The organism is Paradesulfitobacterium ferrireducens (assembly GCF_017310645.1).
GTDB classification, from domain to species: Bacteria; Bacillota; Desulfitobacteriia; order Desulfitobacteriales; family Desulfitobacteriaceae; genus Paradesulfitobacterium; species Paradesulfitobacterium ferrireducens.
Window position 1 is genome coordinate 1 of the sequence record NZ_JAFLRH010000002.1, and the last position, 16,708, is coordinate 16,708.

Below are 16,708 nucleotides of genomic sequence, written 5' to 3' on the forward strand. Positions count from 1 at the left end.
AGCCAATCCGCAGGAGGTGGAAATAATGATCTATAATTTGGAACGAACGCTGGATGAGATAGAGCAGCAAGCTGAATTTCGAGGCATGCTTAAAGGCCGGGAAGAAGGCCGGGAAGAAGGCAGGGAAGAAGGCCGGGAAGAAGAGAAAGTGCTGACAGCCAAGGCGGCTCTGGCGAAAGGGTTAACGCTCGAACTCATCGCGGAAATCACCGGACTTCCTCTGGAAAAGCTCCTGGAGCTGCAAAATGAGATTAGGCACAAAACCTGAGCCAGTGGGTACCAAAATGGTACCCTTTGCTCGCCTGAATTGAGACCACGAGAGTGGTCGTTTTTATTTTGCGCTCGTAAGATCGTATGACCATAAGGAGTTGTATCAGCTAATAAGAAGTCGTATAATTGACACAGAACATATGTTCTGTTGCATAAAAGGATTGAGCGGCTTATTCAGACTGACGTCAGAAAGGGGAGAAAGTATGTCAGCACAAGGGTGGGGAAAAAACCTTCATAAATGGCGGCTGCAGAGAGGATACACTCTTGTACAACTCGCAGCAAAAAGCGGTTTGAGTGCCCAGTTGCTTTGGCAATTGGAAAACGGAATACGAAAAGGAACGCCGAATCAGTGGCTTAAACTGGCTCGAACCCTCGATGTTGAGGTGCGTGAACTTATGAGCGAGTCTAAGATTATGCCTGATGATTCAGGACGAATCGAAGAAACAGTTTCTCTATACCAAATACTGATGGGATCTTAAGTGAGTTTCCTTTAAACTATACGGAATATTCTACAACGAGTTCGGGAACAAAATGTCCGTGTCCTAGGAAAAAACTTGCAGGAAAAGCCAAGATATTAGAGAATTAAAGAGTCAAGAAAGCGATAAGGAGTCGAAAAGATGCGGTTCAGGCTCAAACGGGCAACTTCTGGCAAACCGCGGCACAGTTTGTACGAGGAATTAAAGCTTTGCCGTTGGCAAATTGACGCCTTGGTCGGCGTGGATATCGATGCTCGCCTGGTTGTGGATGCGGGGGGCCGAATACTCTATGCCAATAAGTCGGGGCGGCAGTTTTTGAATCGGGTGCTCTGCGCTTGGAATGACACTGTTTTTCCCTATCCCTTGGAGGACGGAGAAATTGCGTATTTGGGGGTCGGGGGGGAAGAACGGGTGGCGGAAATGCGGGTGGTTCCTGCTCACTGGGAGGACTCCCCGGCTACGGTTGTGGTCTTGCATGACATTACGGCCCGCAAAGAGCGGGAAACGATGTTGCGCCTTTACAACCGAGTCTTTGAACAGGCCCAGGAAGGTATGGTGCTTACAGATGCCGAGGCCAGGATTATTTCTGTCAATCATGCTTTTACCGTGACGACGGGGTACACTTACGCCGAGGTGTATGGACGGAATCCGAGCCTTTTACAGTCCGGCCGCCATTCAAGAGATTTTTATGCGGACATGTGGGACGACCTGCTGCGGCACGGACATTGGGCGGGAGAGATCTGGAACAAACGCCGGTCCGGTGAAATCTACCCAGAATGGCTGGATATCGGCGTGATTCGGGATGAGAGTGGGAACACATCGCATTATGTGGCGGTTTTCCGCGATATCACCCAGGATATCCAGATGCGTGAAGAAATACATCTGGCCAGTCGGCTTCAGCAAGATATGCTGCGTCCGGACTTCAGACACGACCTGTTTTATACCCAAGGGCTTTTTTATCCCAAGGAATTTATCAGCGGGGATTATTACGATTATCGTTGGTTTGAAGAAGAGAAAAAACTGAGCGGCTGCCTGATCGATGTGATGGGACACGGGATTAGCGCCGGGTTGATGGTTTCAGCCCTGCGCGTACTTTTCCGGCAGGTTGCCGATAAGCCTTGGCTTTTACAGGAAAAAATAAATTGGTTAAATCGTGAGACCGTAAGGATTTTGCCGCGGGATATGTTTGCCGCCGTACTCTTGTTTGAATATGATGCGGATCAGGGCTTGCTCCGGTATGCATCAGCGGGTATTTCCAGTTTTTTGCTTTTGAAGGAATCCTTTTATGAAAAATGCAGTATAGCCGGTCTTTTTCTTGGGATCATGGCGGCGGAGCAGTATGAAGTGCACGAAATCAAGCTCAATTCCGGTGAGGGTGTTCTGTTTTGGACAGACGGATTTGCGGAGCGTATGGCCGATCTGACGGGAGTCTGCTCAGAACCGGAGGGAATTCTTGAGCAGTTAAGAAGTATGGCGGCACAAGGGAAGCTGGAAGATGACGCCACTGTTTTTCTGTTAAGACGGAGTTAAGGAGAGGAGGGAGTGTATGCGCGAGAAACGGTTGGAATTTAAGTTTTATGATTTCGACGGTTTTCGACAGGTGCGCTGTTGCCTATCCGCATATTTAGAGGAAGTGTTGGCCGGTCATCCTTCCAGGAGAATCATCCTGACGGAAATCGCTTTGAACGAAGCGGTTGCCAATGCTTTGAAAGCTTGTCAAGAGCAAGCAGGCGACCGGATGAGCAATGGGGTCAAGGTGGCAGTTTATGTGCGCAACAGGGAAGAACTCGTGCTGCGAATCCAGGACACCGGGTGTGGCTTTCCGGCGGCGGAGAAGCTTAAACAAATCGAGCATAAAATGTGTGATCCCGCCCTGATCGAGGATGACGCCTGGGTGGAATCAGGCCGTGGTCTTTTGATTATGCGGGCTGTGGCGGATCGGCTGGAGTTTAGCCGCTTGGGCAATCAGGTGTCCCTATATATAAGCCTGACACACAAATCCGATCTGGAGGCAAGACCGGGATGATTATAATATTTCAAGGCCGGATAGCCCTAGGGTGCCAACGGAGAGATAAGAAAGGGTTGAGATGATGAGACTGTCGGTCAGAATGAAGCTGTATGCGGGTTATCTTTTGGTTATCCTGATCTTTTTATTCGCATTGCTGGCGGATTTTGAAACGGTGACTTCGGCTGGCGCTCAAGGCCACGGGGGACAGTACATTGTCTGGCTGGGTGCCGCAACGGCTGTGGTGCTGGCCTTAGGGATTGGTTGGCGGCAGGCGCGTTGGCTCACCCGAAAGTTGGCTAGGCTCCAGGAGAGCATGGCCAGAGTCGGCATGGGAGATTTAACGGTGATGGCTCCGGTGGATTCAGGCGATGAATTTGGGGATCTGAATGCCGCATTTAATGTGATGGTGGCCCGCCAGGCAGAGATGACCGCCCAGAATAATCGGATGGCGGTGGAACTGACCGCTTCGGCCGAGGAACTGGCAGCTTCGGGTGAACAGGTTACCGTATCGATCGGGGAAATGAGCACCAGCATGCAAAAGGTGGCGCAAGAGGCTGACGAAGGAACCAAGGCGATAACCCAGGCATCCCAGGTCTTGCTGGAACTCTCTTCTTTGATCCAGATTGCCAAGAGCAAAGGAGAATCGGCCGCCCACAACTCCCAGAACACCCTGCAGGCGGCACAGAAGGGCCGGCAGACGGTGAGCGCGTTGGTGGAGCGGATGGACAATATCCGGCAGCAAACGCTGGAGACCGAACGGTTGATGGAGAATCTCGACCATTATTCTCAACAAATTGGCACGATCACAGAAACAATCACCGCCCTGGCGGCCCAAACCAATTTGTTGGCGCTGAATGCGGCCATAGAGGCGGCTCGGGCTGGCGAGGCGGGTCGCGGCTTTGCGGTGGTTGCGGAAGAGGTGCGCAAGCTGGCGGAGCAATCCAATCAAGGCGCGGCCGAAGTGGCTGTCCTGGTGCAGAAAACACTGGCGGCGGTGGCGGATGCGGTGGGCGCGATCAGACAGAGCCGGGCAGATGTTGACGCCGGGGCGAGTGCGGCCCAGGAAGCCGGCGGAGCTTTACAAGAAACCGTGGCGGCGGTGCAGGGTACCGTGCATGATGTGGACCAAGTTGTTTCGGTGACCGATTCCGAAGTGGCCAGTTCGGAGCAGATTGTGAGGCTGATTCATTCGGTGGCTTCGGTCGTTGAAAATACGGCAACCGAGACCCACGGGATGGCGGCAGTAACCGAGGAGATCAATGCGGCCATGCAGACGGTGGCGGCCAGCACGGGGCAGACCAGCAATTTAGCGGTTGAACTGAAAGCGGACATGGCTAAATATAAAGTTGTTGCTGGACAATTGAGCATGCAGGACATTCTGGAGAAAGCCAAGACCGATCATCTCTTATGGAAATCGAGGATCACCAATATGCTGAAAGGGCTGGAAACGGTCACTCCGGAAGAGGTGACCTCGCATGAGCATTGCCGGTTGGGTAAATGGTATTATGCCAAGGATAATCCGGTGCAGGGCATGCCGGAATACACAGCTTTGGCCGAACCGCACCGCTTGGTGCACGAATGCGCTTTGCTGGCGGCAGGGGCTTATGCCCAGGGGGATAAAGAAAATGCGGCCAAGTCTCTCCGGCGGCTGGAAAGGCACTCCCATCGAGTGATTAAGCTGTTAAACCGGCTGATGAAAAAGGTTCCGGGATAAGAACTCCGGAGAAAGGGGGATAACTAGAGATGGAGAAGGAAATCCGAGTGGAGCACGGAGAAGTCGTGGTTGAACTGAAGGGCAAGATTTATGTCGATGATGCGGCGGATCTCAGGGAGCGGCTGCTCCAGATTCTGTCCGAAGGCAAGAATAGATTTTTAATCAAGATGAGTGAGGTTCATTACATTGACAGTTCCGGGTTGGGGGTTTTGGTGGCCATTCAGAAAAGAGCTTTGGAGCACGGCGGGCAGGTTCGCTTGCAAGGGTTGAGCGGAGCGGTAAAAGAGATTTTTGAACTGACGCGCCTGACCAAGGTGTTTGAGATTATATGACCAAAAGAGTTCTTTTTTCTTAGCTATCCTGCGTAGCCGCCCAGCCCATCATGAGCAAGCGCAAAGGGAATCGCGACCGGAAAATGAAGCGGCGGGAGCGGAAAGCGGCCCGGCAGGATACTGTGGAGCTTACAGGATACTGAGGAGACGAACAAAATGTTAGACATAAGCCAACGGCATGAGGAATGCCACATGAAAGAACAATGTCTAAGGTATGAGATATGTCCTATGGTGTTAGTACAAAATATAGTTTCCGGTAAGTGGAAAATACTGATTCTATGGTATTTGAGTTATAATACGTTAAGATTTCGTGATATAAAAAAGCATTTGCCCGATATTACTCAAAAAATGCTTACACAACAATTAAGAAAATTAGAAGAAGACAAACTTATTTACAGGAAAGTTTATCCCGTTGTACCACCCAAGGTGGAATACGGTTTAACGGATATCGGCAAAAGGATTATTCCAATCCTGGAAATGATGCATGGGTTTGGAACCGAATATTTAAAGGGAGTTCTGGATAAGAAGGGAATATAATGCCGAGTCAATGGTTACCAATTATCAAAGAAAAAAGAAAGGAGTCCTCCGCGGAAGGGATTAGGCTCCTTTGTGTTGCTTACAGCGAAATATTTAGTTTGCTCCTTACGAATTCTCAATGCGCAACCAGACTTAACCGATTTTCTTACCCGCCATTGGCCCTGGTTTAAGGCTGTGAATTTCTTCAATATGCACCAACACTACTGCCTTTGGCCTGGGTAAACCATTTTGTTCAGATAAAGCCGCTGCTTGCTCATAAAGTTCCCCGCTGCTTTGAATCTCAGCTCGGCCCCAAAAACGATAACCGTCGGGAATTTCCCTATTGACTACTGCTATGACAACTCTGGAACCGTCTAAGATGTTTCTGTAAGTAGTTCCCCCGGTACCTTCAGTAAAAATCAAGGTATCATCATTTAGAACCCGCGTTGAACGTTTTGGGCCAATGTTTTGAATACCATCTTTACTCACTGTACCGATGAAACATTGAAAATTATTCACCATATCCTTCATTTCCTGGCTAAGAACAGCCATTTTCGCACCCCTTTTCTTCCTAAATAATTAAATTGACGATTAATAAAAGAATACAATACGGAAACTGATTTGAGTAGTACGCACATTATAGTAACATAGTACCTAAAACAATACCAGGTTATTGCCGGAAAGGTATCATTTCAGGTACTATGGCACATTAAGGTGCCTACTAGTCAAAATGGTTCTCGCATTTTATAATTTTATCAACACCAGAGCGCACGGCATAAGAGATAAAAAGAGGAGGGGCCACATTGAAAAAAGTTGCTGCGGTTTTTCGTTATGTATTCGCTATTTTCTACGTTTTTTCCGCATTAGGGTATTTCTTCGGTTTTATGCCTTTGCCTAAGATGGATGGAATGGCACAACAACTAATGGACGCCATGGTTAGTTCCGGATACCTGATGATCTTTGTTAAACTTACTGAGTTAGTCGGCGGTATATTGTTATTGTTCAATCTTTCAGGACCGTTGGCTCTGGCCGTACTAGCCCCAATCACGTTAAACATTTTCCTTTTTAATTTGATCTTAAATCCATCGCTAACATTTTTAGGTTTAATAATGCTTCTGATTCACCTGGGTTTGGTATGGAACTATCGGGAAAGGTTTATGTTGGTTTTGCGAAAAGAACCTGATCCTTTTATCAGCGCTCGAAAGTTTTCCGCTTGAACAGCTCATTCGAGTTAAAGACGTTTAAGCTTTTTTAACTTAATCTGAAGTTTAGTTGAATTTATCCGATGGCTGACTGCCATCGGATAAATTCATTGTAAGGGGATGTAAAAAATTATTGACGAAGTTTTACCCAATCTGTACCGGATTGAAATTCCCTTGCCCGAAAATCCATTGAAATCTCTCAATTGATACCTTAAACTATGGTGACTACCTATTCCGTTGTGTCGAAACTCCTGGTCATACAAAAGGTCATATGTGCCTTTATGAGGCCGAGAAAAATATATTGGTCTCAGGAGACCATATTTTAGGTGAGATAACACCCAATATTTCAGCCTGGTCCTATGAGGAAGATCCCTTGGCAGAATACTTCAATAGTTTGGATAAGGTTTATGGACTAGAGATTAAGCTTGTCTTGCCTGGACATAGGGCAGTAATTACCGATTGTAAAAAAAGAATTCAGCAGCTGAGACTTCACCATCAGACAAGGTTGGAAGAAACTGTATCTATCTTGGAAAAAGGCAGTAAAAACGCTTTTGAGGTAGCGGCACAGATGACCTGGGAGATGAGTTATAAATCTTGGGATTTGTTTCCTGTAGCGCAAAAGTTGTTCACCTTTGGTGAGGCATTAGCCCACTTGCTCTATCTTGAAGGAAAAGGGAAAATACGTAAGGATCTCATCGACCAAAAGATGGTCTTTACTCTGAAACAAACCGGTTAGCCCCAAAAGGGCGAAGCACATATTCACAGCATGTTGTACACGGCTGTTATTCGCATTATAGTATTACTAGGAGAAAAAGAGGTGAACACATAGGTAGCGGCCAGAGCACGTTACCTTGCCGCAATTGAGGCTTCTTTTCCGGCCCGGCCGTACCGTATATTGGATCTATGGACTAGGAGGTGTTTCCCGTGCCAAAAGTGTTCCGCAATCTCTGCCCGCGCAATTGTTTTAGTACCTGTAGTATCTTAAGTTACGTGGAAAACGGAAAACTGGTGCGGGTCAGTGGCGACCCCGCCCATGGATTCACGCGGGGAAATCTCTGTGCCAAGGGTTATGCTTACGTGGAAAGGGTTTACAGTCCAGAGCGGATTCTTCATCCCTTACGCCAGTTTCCCAGAGGTTCGGGGAACTGGTGCCCGATCACCTGGGAGGAGGCTCTGGAGACCATTGCCCGTAAAATCCTGGAATTAAAGGGACGTTACCATAGTTTTAGGCCGGTTGGTTTCTGTAAACAGTATGGAAACATGGGACTGTTGCATTATGCCGCCAATGCTCTGTTTGATGGGCTCGGTTCGGTAACGGTGACTGAGGGCAATTCCTGCTGGTCTGCCGGGTTGGATGCTTATCTCTACAGTATGGGGTCAATGGAAAAGCCCGATCCCGAGGACATGGTCAACAGCAAGGTGATTGTTCTGTGGGGTGTCAATCCGGCTTGGACCGCAGTGCACCAGATGCATTTCATCGACAGAGCCAGAACGCGGGGAGCTCAGGTGGTGGTCATCGATCCTGTTTTTACAGCCACCGCGGCGCAAGCTGATCTTTATCTCCGGCCCAAGGCGGGAAGTGATGGTGCCCTGGCTTTGGGAATGGCCAAATATATTGTAGAGAATGCTTGGCACGATCACGAATTTTTGGCGCACCATGTTGAGGGCTATGAAGCATTTTTTGCTTATTTGACCAGTATCAGTTATGATTGGGTTGAGCAAGAGACCGCTTTGCCCGTAGAGGCTATTAAAGAAGTGACCGAGTTGTACGCGCTGAACTCCCCGGCCGCCATCTGGACCGGCTTAGGATTGCAACGTCACACGAACGGCGGGCAAAACGTCAGGACCATCCTTACCCTGGCGGCACTCACCGGTAATTTGGGTAGACCCGGTGCGGGTTTGTATAATCCTTCCATGACGCCCTGGGAACTGTTTTCTTTTTACACCAGAGACCATGTGATTTCCAGACATCCCGTTGAGCATAGAAGAATTAATATCAACCTTTTGGGTGCCGAGTTGAAAAAAACAACGGATCCGCCGGTAAAGATGCTCTGGTTAGCGCAAAGAGACCTATTTCAAGACGCTCACACCGGAAGTCTTAGAGGTGCGTTGGAAGATCTGGAATTAATCGTGCAAGTGGATCAATTTTTAAATCGGAGTTCCCGCTATGCCGATATTTTTTTGCCGACGACTACCCAGTTCGAAGAATGGGATGTGCTGCCAAGCTATTGGCATCATTGGATCGGGATTAATGAACCGGCCATCTCGCCTTTGGGCGAGAGCAAATCGGACCTGCAGATCGCTTGGGACTTGTCCCGCAAACTTAATGAATTGTCACCCGGGATATGTAGTTTTCCCACGGCCGGCAAGGAAGAGGAGTGGGTGGCCGGGGAGTTCAACCAGGAGGTATACTCCCGCTTGGAGATTGAGGATTACAGAGAATTATTGCAAGGCCCCCGCAAACTGAAATGGCCCCAGGTGGCTTGGGAGGAGATGAAGTTCAAAACCCCCTCGGAGAAATTTGAAATTTCTTCTCTGACAGCTGCTAGCGAAGGGTTGCCGTTATTGCCGGTTTATTCTGAACCGGCTTCTGCTCCGGCGGCCTATCCCTTCCGGCTGATGACACCTCACAGTCAGTCAGGCAACAACTCGCAGTTTTTGAATTTGCCCTGGCTTACTTGGGGAACGGGGGAGCCCTGTCTCCGGATTAATCCGCTTACGGCGAAAAGGTTGGGCTTAAGCAATGGCGCCCGAGTCAGGGTTTATAACCAGCAGGGCGAAATTGTGTTCCCGGTGAAGCTTAGCGCAACGATTCGTGAAGATACGCTGGTATGTTTCCAAGGTTGGCCAGGCAGCGCGGAGCATGAGTTGAACGATTTGCTCAACGGCAGCCCCACGGATATGGGAAGCAAAGGGAGCGGACGCCCGTCAATCGCCATTCATGATACTTTTGTCAACCTGTGTCCTGCTTAAAGGAGGCCTGAGATGCGACAAGTTGGGTTTCTGGTAGATGTGAGCCGATGCTTGGGCTGCCGGGCGTGCGAAGTGGCCTGCAAGAATTACTTTGGGCTGGGGGAAACTCAGCGTTATCGCCGGGTCTCAGAAGTGGAATGGCAGACTGAAGATGGAATCGGTTTATTTTATCTTTCCTTGGCTTGCAACCACTGCGAAAACCCCGAGTGTTTTCGGGTTTGCCCAAACCGCACCTACAGGAAGCGGCGGGACGGAATCGTGGTTCACGATGCCGGACTCTGCGATGGCTGTTGTACCTGCGTGAAGGCTTGCCCTTACGGCGCTCCGCAATATGATGCGGACACGGGCAAGGTGGATAAGTGTGATCTGTGCGTGAGCCGCCTCGACGCAGGACTGAGACCGGCCTGTGAAGAAGCCTGCACCAACGATGCCCTCAAAGTGATTTTTTTGGACCGGATTGATGAGACCGGACTGCTGAAGTCTGTCCCCACTTTGCCGGATATTAGAATAACGCGCCCGTCGATTCGGTTTAACCCCCCGGTAGTCCGTAAGCAATGGTTGAGCAAAAAATAATTGTAGTATCCTACAATTCAAGATGCTGCTGTTTATTGACATATACAAAGTTGAGGTGTGAAACATGGCCGAATATACGCTCCAGACCCAGCTGTTGGAGGCCATAGCCTGTGGAAGGGGTATGCCTTCTTTGGCGAAAATCATGGTAGATTTCCTGGGCAATCCAGTGATTATTACGGATCAATTTTTTAGGATCGTCGTTTATCAGACCAAACGAGGGGAAAATATTCACTGGGACGACTTTTTACCCCTATCCGTCACGCAGCGCGAATCAAAGCGCTGGGAGTCCAAAACGGAACGGGGAATGCTGGTAACACCGGACGGAAAAACAGTTCCCTACGCTTCGTTTCCTCTGGTGCGTTCAGAGTTGGAGGGGTTTATTGTTCTTCTCCTCACGGAGAACGCTTGGTCACCGGCCATGGCCTTGATGCTGGAACAAGGCGCCCTGGCAGTCTTGGTGGCCCTGAAGCAGGAAAGAGAAATCCAACGCATTCACTTAAAATATAAAGATGAATTTATCCACGATTTATTATATAACAATTTTGAAAACAGGGAAGTTTTGATCCAGCGGGGTAAAACTTTGGGCCTGGACTTCTCTCATCCCCATGCTCTGGCCGTGGTCGGGATTGATGACGAGGAATCCCCGGAAGCGGAAAAAAACCTAGAGCAGCTGAAATCCTTGTTACACTCCTCATTAAGAATGCACGGCGACAACCCTGTGGTTACCAGACGCGGAATCTATCTGATCGTTTTGCTGCCTATGGCAAGACAACTGACTTTTCCAGAGCTGAAACGAGAGCTTAATTCCCTTTTCCGCCTTGCTAAGCAGAATGTCTATAACAGACTGAAAACTTCTTTTTCCGTCGGTGTTGGCCACCTGTATCCTGCAGCCGACGAACTGTTCCGCAGCTACCAGGAGGCTAAGACGGCCCTGGAACTGGGGAGATTCTTTAACAAGTCCGATGAGATGACTTATTTTGATGAATTAGGGGTTCTTAGTTTAATCTATAAAATGGGAGAATTAGAGCTGAAAGCTTTCTGTTACAGTCTGCTGGATCCGATTTTGGATTATGACCGGAAGAATGCCGGTCAACTGCTGGAAACCTTAAAAATTTATTTTCAGTGCAATGCCGATCTCAATACGACTGCGGAAAAGCTTTACGTCCATGTTAATACCCTGCGCTACCGATTAAAAAAAGTAGAGGAACTTTTGGGCATCGATTTAAATAATTTGGATGGTCAGCTCAACTTATTCACAGCGTTGCGGATTTTTAGCCAAAAAGGTTGGAACTAATACATAAATTGGTATTTATAACCGGTACTTATTGTCATAACCGACAAAGTACCGGGTTTTTATTTTAGACGGTTCTATAAAGGCCAAATCTTGATGGCGGCGAATTAATCAACAAGATCATTAACCCAGAGAAATCAGTGCTGCGCCAGGAGGTGAAAATACTCACAAGAAGCTGCTTATTTACAGGGTTTGTGATTTGAAGTGAGGGAGGTCAGACGATGCAATCGGAAAAGGAAAGCAAAGGTTTCAGCATTTCGCGCCGCAATTTTCTGAAAGGGACAGCGGCGGTAGGAACAACGGTCGGTCTGTTAGGAGTTTCGACCTATGGCCTGAAATGGCTGCAACCTGCCCAGGCCCAAACGGAGGCCAAAGAAGAGCCCATCAGAAGCGTGTGCTCGCCAAATTGCTGGCAGACCTGCAACCATCTGGTTACGGTTCGTGATGGTAAGGTGGTGAAATCAGCCCCGGCCCCGATGCCGGAGCGAACCTATGACCGCATTTGCCTGCGGGGGCTGACTCATCTCCAGCGCGTCCATCATCCGGAAAGAATTAAATATCCCATGAAAAGAGCGGGTGAACGGGGCGAAGGCAAGTGGGAGAAGATCAGTTGGGAAGAAGCCTTCAACACAATAGCTGAGAAATTCTCGCAGCTGCGGAAACAATACGGCAAGCAATCGATTGCCATTGTGGGGCAATCCGGAAACTACGGCGTGTTAAACGGCGGCTACGCGGGGCAGTATCGTTTCTCCGGCGTCTTAGAGGCGGTTCATGCGACAGGGAGTGTCGACACCTCTTTAAGTACCGGATTTGCTGCCCCTATGGGGACGGGAATCTTTGACGCTTATTCCAATGAGCCTTTAGACTGGGTCAACGCCAGGACCATTATTTTATGGGGGAGTGCCTGCGCCGAAACCCAAATCAACGAGTGGCACTTTATCCAAGAAGCCAAAGAAAAGGGAGCGCGCTTGGTCGTGATCGATCCCATTTATACGGCCACTGCCCAGAAGGCGGATATCTGGGTTAACCTGCGTCCCGCCAGTGACACCGCTTTGGCCTTGGGCCTGATGCGGGAGATCATGGCGCAAGGGATGGTGGACAAGGATTTTTTATTACATCATACGTGTGCACCCTTTCTGGTCCGGAGCGATGACAAACAGTTTGCCAGGGCGGAGAAAAAACCTCTGGTTTGGGATACGAATTCGCAAAGTGCAAAACCTCATGATTCTTCAGGCATTGTCCCCGAGCTGGAAGGAACACACCCAATCAACGGGGTGGCCTGTACAACCGCCTACTCTCTGTTGTGGGACAAGGTTAAAGATTATACCCCGCAGAAAGTGGCTGAATTAACTGAAGTTCCGGCCAGCATGGTTGTGGAAGTTGCGCATCTGCTGGCCGCCAACAAACCGGGCGGGATCAAGTTCGGTTTTGGGGCAGACCGCTACCACCATGCCAACTTATTGGGGCAGGCTATGATTACGTTACTGGGCTTGACCGGGAATATGGGCAAATCAGGGAACATCCTGGGGATGGCTTTTTACGGCTTTGATCCTATGATCTATAACGCGGGCTGGTTGTTCCCGGCGGGAACGTTTCCGGCCGTTCTGCCGTTGATGCGACTGCAGGATACGGTTATCAAACAGGATCCCCACCCTGTTAAAGCCCTTTACATCATGTGTTCAAATCTCCTGGTGCAGACCGCGGACCGCAACAAGTGGTTAAAAGAAGTGTGGCCCAAGCTGGAATTCGTGGTGGCCGTCGATCAGTTCCTGAATAATACGATGGACTATGCTGATATCATTCTGCCGGCCGCCCATTATTACGAAACTGAAGAACCTGTGCTCGCCGGAGATGTGCCTTACGTCCTCTACCGGCGCCAGGCGTTGGAGCCTTTGTTGGAGGCCAAGCCGGACTGGGAAATCTATCAGGGTATAACCACGAAAATGGGATTGGGCCAGTATTTTCCGGAAAAGCTGCAGGCGAGCAAAGAATGGTTTGACATGCCTATTCTGAAGCAGCAAGGGATTACTTTTGATAAAATCCGCCAGGAACAAGCGGTGCGTTTTCTGCCGAATCCCTATATACCCTGGAAAGACGGCAAATTCAAAACGGAGAGCGGCAAACTTGAATTTTATCTGGAGAAAATGGCCGCGACCGCAGAAGAACTCCCCGTGTTTAAGTGGCCGCTCGAGGCCGGACCGGATAGCAAGCTGGCCGGGAAATATCCCTTTGTCCTCTTGACCAGACATGAGAAATTCCGGATCCACTCGCAATACGAAAATCAACCCTGGTTGAGAGAACTAAATCCAGAGCCTGTTGCCGACCTCAATCCCAAAGATGCCCGAGCCAAGGGGATTGCGGACGGGGAGATGGTGGAGGTATACAATGACAGGGGCCATGTCGTCTTAAAATGTCGCTATAACGAATCGATTCGTCCGGGAGTGGTCCACATCCAGCAGGGCTGGTGGCGCTACGTGGCCGGACATCATCAGGAGTTGACGCATGCCCAGTTCAAAGAAGGTATTTTTAATTATTCGTTCTTTGATGTACGAGTCGATTTTCGGAAATATGCGGGAGGTGAATTGCATTGACCAAGAAGTATGGGATGGTCATCGATTTAAAACGATGTATCGGTTGCCACACCTGTGAAATTGCTTGCAAACTGGAAAATGATGTGCCGATGGGCATGTATTGGAACCGGATTCTTACCGAAGGCGGAAAATACATGGATGCTCCCAAAGGGGAATATCCTAATGTCCAAAGGGGATACCTTCCTCTGGCCTGCCAGCACTGTGAGAATGCGCCCTGCGTCAAAGTGTGCCCGGTGGCCGCGACCTATAAGTCTGAAGACGGCAGGGTGTTGATTAACTACGAACGCTGTATCGGGTGCCGTTACTGTATGGCGGCTTGCCCTTACAATGTCCGGGTCTTTAACTGGCAAGAACCCGTACGCATCCCTGATTTTGACTATGGGTCAGCGGATACTCCGAAACGCAAACGTGGGATTGTGGAAAAGTGTTCCTTCTGCGAACAACGGGTGAATAAAGGCATGCAGCCCTTTTGCGTGGAGGTTTGTCCGGCGCGCGCCAGACATTTCGGCGATCTGAACGATCCGAGCAGCGAGGTTGCGCAGCTCGTTCGCACTAGAAAAGGCGAGCAGTTGTTGGAAGATAGAGGAACTAAGCCACAGGTTTATTACGTGCGCTAGAAAGGAGGCAGATTTGCCGTGTTTAACAAAAGATATGTCAATCCCTGGACGGTAATCCTGGCGATACTGTCCCTGGTTGGTCTTGGGGCGTGGGTTTATCAGCTTGCCAACGGGTTGATTGCCACCGGGATGCGCAATGTTGTTTCCTGGGGTCTTTATATCACGCTGTTTATGTTTTTTGTGGGACTTTCGGCCGGGGGATTGATTGTTTCTTCTTCGGCGACAGTATTTAACATCAAACAATTCAAACCGGTGGCCAAACCCGCGGTGTTGCTTTCCAGCACCTGTATTATTGTGGCGACCCTGTTGATCTTTGTGGACCTCGGGCGTCCCGATCGTTTCTTGAACCTGGTTTTCCATCCCCAATTCAATTCGCCGCTCATTTGGGACGTGATCGTAATTGGCATTTATTTAGTAACTTCCCTGGTTTATCTTTATAGCATGACAAGAGAAGAGCCCAACCTAAAAAACATCAAGGTGTTATCTGCTATCGCTTTGCCTGTCGCCATTTTGGTCCACTCGGTTACCGCCTGGATCTTTGGATTGCAGATCGCGAGACCGACTTGGCACAGTGCCTTGATGGCTCCTCTCTTTGTCGCTTCAGCCCTGGATTCCGGATTGGCTCTCCTGCTGCTTGTCCTGATCGGACTGAATCAGTTCACCTCCTTTAAGGTGGACAAAAAACTGATCTCCACCCTGGGCGGGTTGTTGGCGGTATTCATTGCGGTGGACGTTTACTTTGTGTTCTCGGAGATATTGACGGCGCTATATCCTGGTGAGGAACAGTTAATGGGGTATTTGACGTTGATGCTCTCCGGCAGCCTGGCACCCTTCTTCTGGGGTGAAATCATCCTGGGGGCAGTTGTTCCCTTCTTGATCCTGGTTGTGCCCAAGAACAGGTTGAAGAGCAGCCTGATGCTACTGGCTTCAGGTCTCGTGGTGGTAGGCGTTTTGTTTAAACGCATTTGGCTGCTGTTTTCCTCTTTGCTATTGCCCTTGATCGGATTGGCTCCTGGGGTAACGCTGGGAGCCTATCAAATGCCGGAGACATTTGGCCAAGCGGCGACGCCTGGCATCTGGGCCACCGTAGGAAGCTATGCGCCGACCTGGGTGGAATTAGCCATTGTGGTGGGTGTTTGTGCTTTCGGCGCGCTCATCTTTACTGTGGGGACCTATTTTTTCTTGACGCCGGTGCAGACTGCAGAAGCTTTGCCCAAGCAGGGAGGTGCGGTCAGTGCAACCTAAACTGACGGATACGGTCTTGGCCGGTTTAAAAGAAATGGCTCTTAACCGGAGGGCTACGTATTCTGCCTTATCCAGAATGTGGGATGAACCGGGCCGGGAGCTGCTGGCTGATTTCTTCGGTGAGGGAGGTGCCTGGACACAATTACAGTGTAGCCTGGACAAGATGAATCCGCGTTTAACCGAATTCCAAGAAGGATTACGGCTTATGTCCGGTTTTCTCAACCGAGAGTTAAATGTGTCAAATGAACGCCCATTTGTAGAAGTGGGCGTCCCGGACGTGGATGAAAAGCGGGAGCAGGGCTTGACGGATTGGCGGGTGGAATATGCCCGGTTATTCATCGGGCCTGGTGCGTTCCCTTGTCCTCCCTATGAGTCAGCTTATCGGGAACGACGGGAAGACGGAAGTTTCGGCAATTTGATGGGGGAAACCACGCTGCAGGTGCGGGAAATTTACCGGCAGGCAGGATTAGACCTTGGCACCAAGCAGTTGCCGGACTATCATTGCACGGAGTTAGAGTTCATGGGTTATCTCATCGGTCAGGAGGCGGAACTATACCTCGCCCAGGACGTAGGCAGAGCAGCGGGTTGGCAGGATATCCAGGAGTCATTCCTACAAGATCATATGGCGCAATGGTTGCCTGAATTTTGTCAAGATGTACAGCGGGAGACAAACTTGAGTTACTATCAAGGATTAGCTCAAATAACGGCTGCCTATATTAAGATTGAGGCTGAACGCATCAACCAATTAAAAAAAACAGCCGGTTCTTTGGCCGTTTGAACGGTTAGACCAAAATGCAAGCCCTCTCTAAAGTAAATTGAAGCAGGGCACATACTAGGCTGCAGGCGGGGCGGTCGTCCTCTTACTGGGGTTGAAGTCCGATGGTGTGTTGGACCGCCTCC

16 protein-coding genes and 1 pseudogene are annotated in these 16,708 nt (G+C 49.6%); 16 read left to right on the forward strand and 1 reads right to left on the reverse strand.

The window, feature by feature from the left end:
* The 7 genes and pseudogenes from J0X21_RS00120 to J0X21_RS00150 all read left to right on the forward strand — a co-directional run.
* Positions 1 to 268 (forward strand): annotated as a pseudogene (locus J0X21_RS00120) (hypothetical protein); the annotation flags it as partial.
* A gap of 205 nt (positions 269 to 473) precedes the next feature.
* Positions 474 to 749: a helix-turn-helix domain-containing protein gene (locus tag J0X21_RS00125; protein WP_206808421.1), complete on the forward strand. Its 276-nt coding sequence runs from the start codon at positions 474 to 476 to the stop codon at positions 747 to 749.
* Positions 750 to 887: 138 nt separating this feature from the next.
* The gene (locus tag J0X21_RS00130; RefSeq protein WP_206808422.1) at positions 888 to 2,276 is read left to right on the forward strand and encodes a PP2C family protein-serine/threonine phosphatase; all 1,389 of its coding nucleotides are present in this window, start codon (positions 888 to 890) and stop codon (positions 2,274 to 2,276) included.
* 16 nt (positions 2,277 to 2,292) lie between these two features.
* On the forward strand, positions 2,293 to 2,772 hold the full coding sequence (locus J0X21_RS00135) for an ATP-binding protein (protein WP_206808424.1): 480 nt from the start codon (positions 2,293 to 2,295) through the stop codon (positions 2,770 to 2,772).
* Positions 2,773 to 2,836: 64 nt separating this feature from the next.
* Entirely contained in the window at positions 2,837 to 4,468 is a 1,632-nt protein-coding gene (locus J0X21_RS00140; protein WP_206808426.1) for a methyl-accepting chemotaxis protein, read from the forward strand.
* Between the two features lie 29 nt (positions 4,469 to 4,497).
* Positions 4,498 to 4,800 (forward strand): STAS domain-containing protein, encoded by a 303-nt coding sequence (locus J0X21_RS00145; RefSeq protein ID WP_206808431.1) that lies wholly within the window; start codon positions 4,498 to 4,500, stop codon positions 4,798 to 4,800.
* 156 nt (positions 4,801 to 4,956) lie between these two features.
* Positions 4,957 to 5,337: a winged helix-turn-helix transcriptional regulator gene (locus J0X21_RS00150; RefSeq protein ID WP_206808433.1), complete on the forward strand. Its 381-nt coding sequence runs from the start codon at positions 4,957 to 4,959 to the stop codon at positions 5,335 to 5,337.
* Positions 5,338 to 5,469: 132 nt separating this feature from the next.
* On the opposite strand, the gene J0X21_RS00155 is transcribed toward J0X21_RS00150, so the two are convergent.
* Positions 5,470 to 5,868, reverse strand: a complete 399-nt coding sequence (locus tag J0X21_RS00155) for a pyridoxamine 5'-phosphate oxidase family protein (protein WP_206808441.1) — start codon at positions 5,866 to 5,868, stop codon at positions 5,470 to 5,472.
* A gap of 251 nt (positions 5,869 to 6,119) precedes the next feature.
* Between J0X21_RS00155 and J0X21_RS00160 the strand changes: the two genes are divergently transcribed.
* The 9 genes from J0X21_RS00160 (at position 6,120) to J0X21_RS00200 (ending at position 16,586) form a co-directional block, all read left to right on the forward strand.
* Positions 6,120 to 6,533, forward strand: coding sequence for a DoxX family membrane protein (locus J0X21_RS00160; RefSeq protein ID WP_206808445.1), 414 nt, complete (start codon positions 6,120 to 6,122; stop codon positions 6,531 to 6,533).
* Between the two features lie 187 nt (positions 6,534 to 6,720).
* Positions 6,721 to 7,254 (forward strand): MBL fold metallo-hydrolase, encoded by a 534-nt coding sequence (locus tag J0X21_RS00165; protein ID WP_328812018.1) that lies wholly within the window; start codon positions 6,721 to 6,723, stop codon positions 7,252 to 7,254.
* A gap of 188 nt (positions 7,255 to 7,442) precedes the next feature.
* A complete protein-coding gene (locus tag J0X21_RS15535; RefSeq protein ID WP_206808448.1) occupies positions 7,443 to 9,491 on the forward strand; it encodes a molybdopterin-dependent oxidoreductase in 2,049 nt (682 codons plus the stop codon).
* Positions 9,492 to 9,503: 12 nt separating this feature from the next.
* Positions 9,504 to 10,064, forward strand: coding sequence for a 4Fe-4S dicluster domain-containing protein (locus J0X21_RS00175; RefSeq protein ID WP_206808449.1), 561 nt, complete (start codon positions 9,504 to 9,506; stop codon positions 10,062 to 10,064).
* Between the two features lie 64 nt (positions 10,065 to 10,128).
* Positions 10,129 to 11,358 carry a PucR family transcriptional regulator gene (locus tag J0X21_RS00180; RefSeq protein WP_206808450.1) on the forward strand — a complete coding sequence of 410 codons (1,230 nt, stop codon included), beginning with the start codon at positions 10,129 to 10,131 and terminating at the stop codon, positions 11,356 to 11,358.
* Between the two features lie 218 nt (positions 11,359 to 11,576).
* Positions 11,577 to 13,946 carry a molybdopterin-dependent oxidoreductase gene (locus J0X21_RS00185; RefSeq protein ID WP_206808453.1) on the forward strand — a complete coding sequence of 790 codons (2,370 nt, stop codon included), beginning with the start codon at positions 11,577 to 11,579 and terminating at the stop codon, positions 13,944 to 13,946.
* Complete coding sequence (dsrO, locus tag J0X21_RS00190; RefSeq protein WP_236005987.1) at positions 13,943 to 14,563, forward strand: sulfate reduction electron transfer complex DsrMKJOP subunit DsrO; 621 nt, start codon at positions 13,943 to 13,945, stop codon at positions 14,561 to 14,563. The genes J0X21_RS00185 and dsrO overlap by 4 nt, the downstream gene beginning before the upstream one ends.
* An 18-nt stretch (positions 14,564 to 14,581) precedes the next feature.
* The gene (gene nrfD, locus J0X21_RS00195; RefSeq protein ID WP_328811899.1) at positions 14,582 to 15,808 is read left to right on the forward strand and encodes an NrfD/PsrC family molybdoenzyme membrane anchor subunit; all 1,227 of its coding nucleotides are present in this window, start codon (positions 14,582 to 14,584) and stop codon (positions 15,806 to 15,808) included.
* Positions 15,798 to 16,586 (forward strand): TorD/DmsD family molecular chaperone, encoded by a 789-nt coding sequence (locus tag J0X21_RS00200; RefSeq protein WP_206808455.1) that lies wholly within the window; start codon positions 15,798 to 15,800, stop codon positions 16,584 to 16,586. The genes nrfD and J0X21_RS00200 overlap by 11 nt, the downstream gene beginning before the upstream one ends.
* Positions 16,587 to 16,708: the final 122 nt, after the last annotated feature.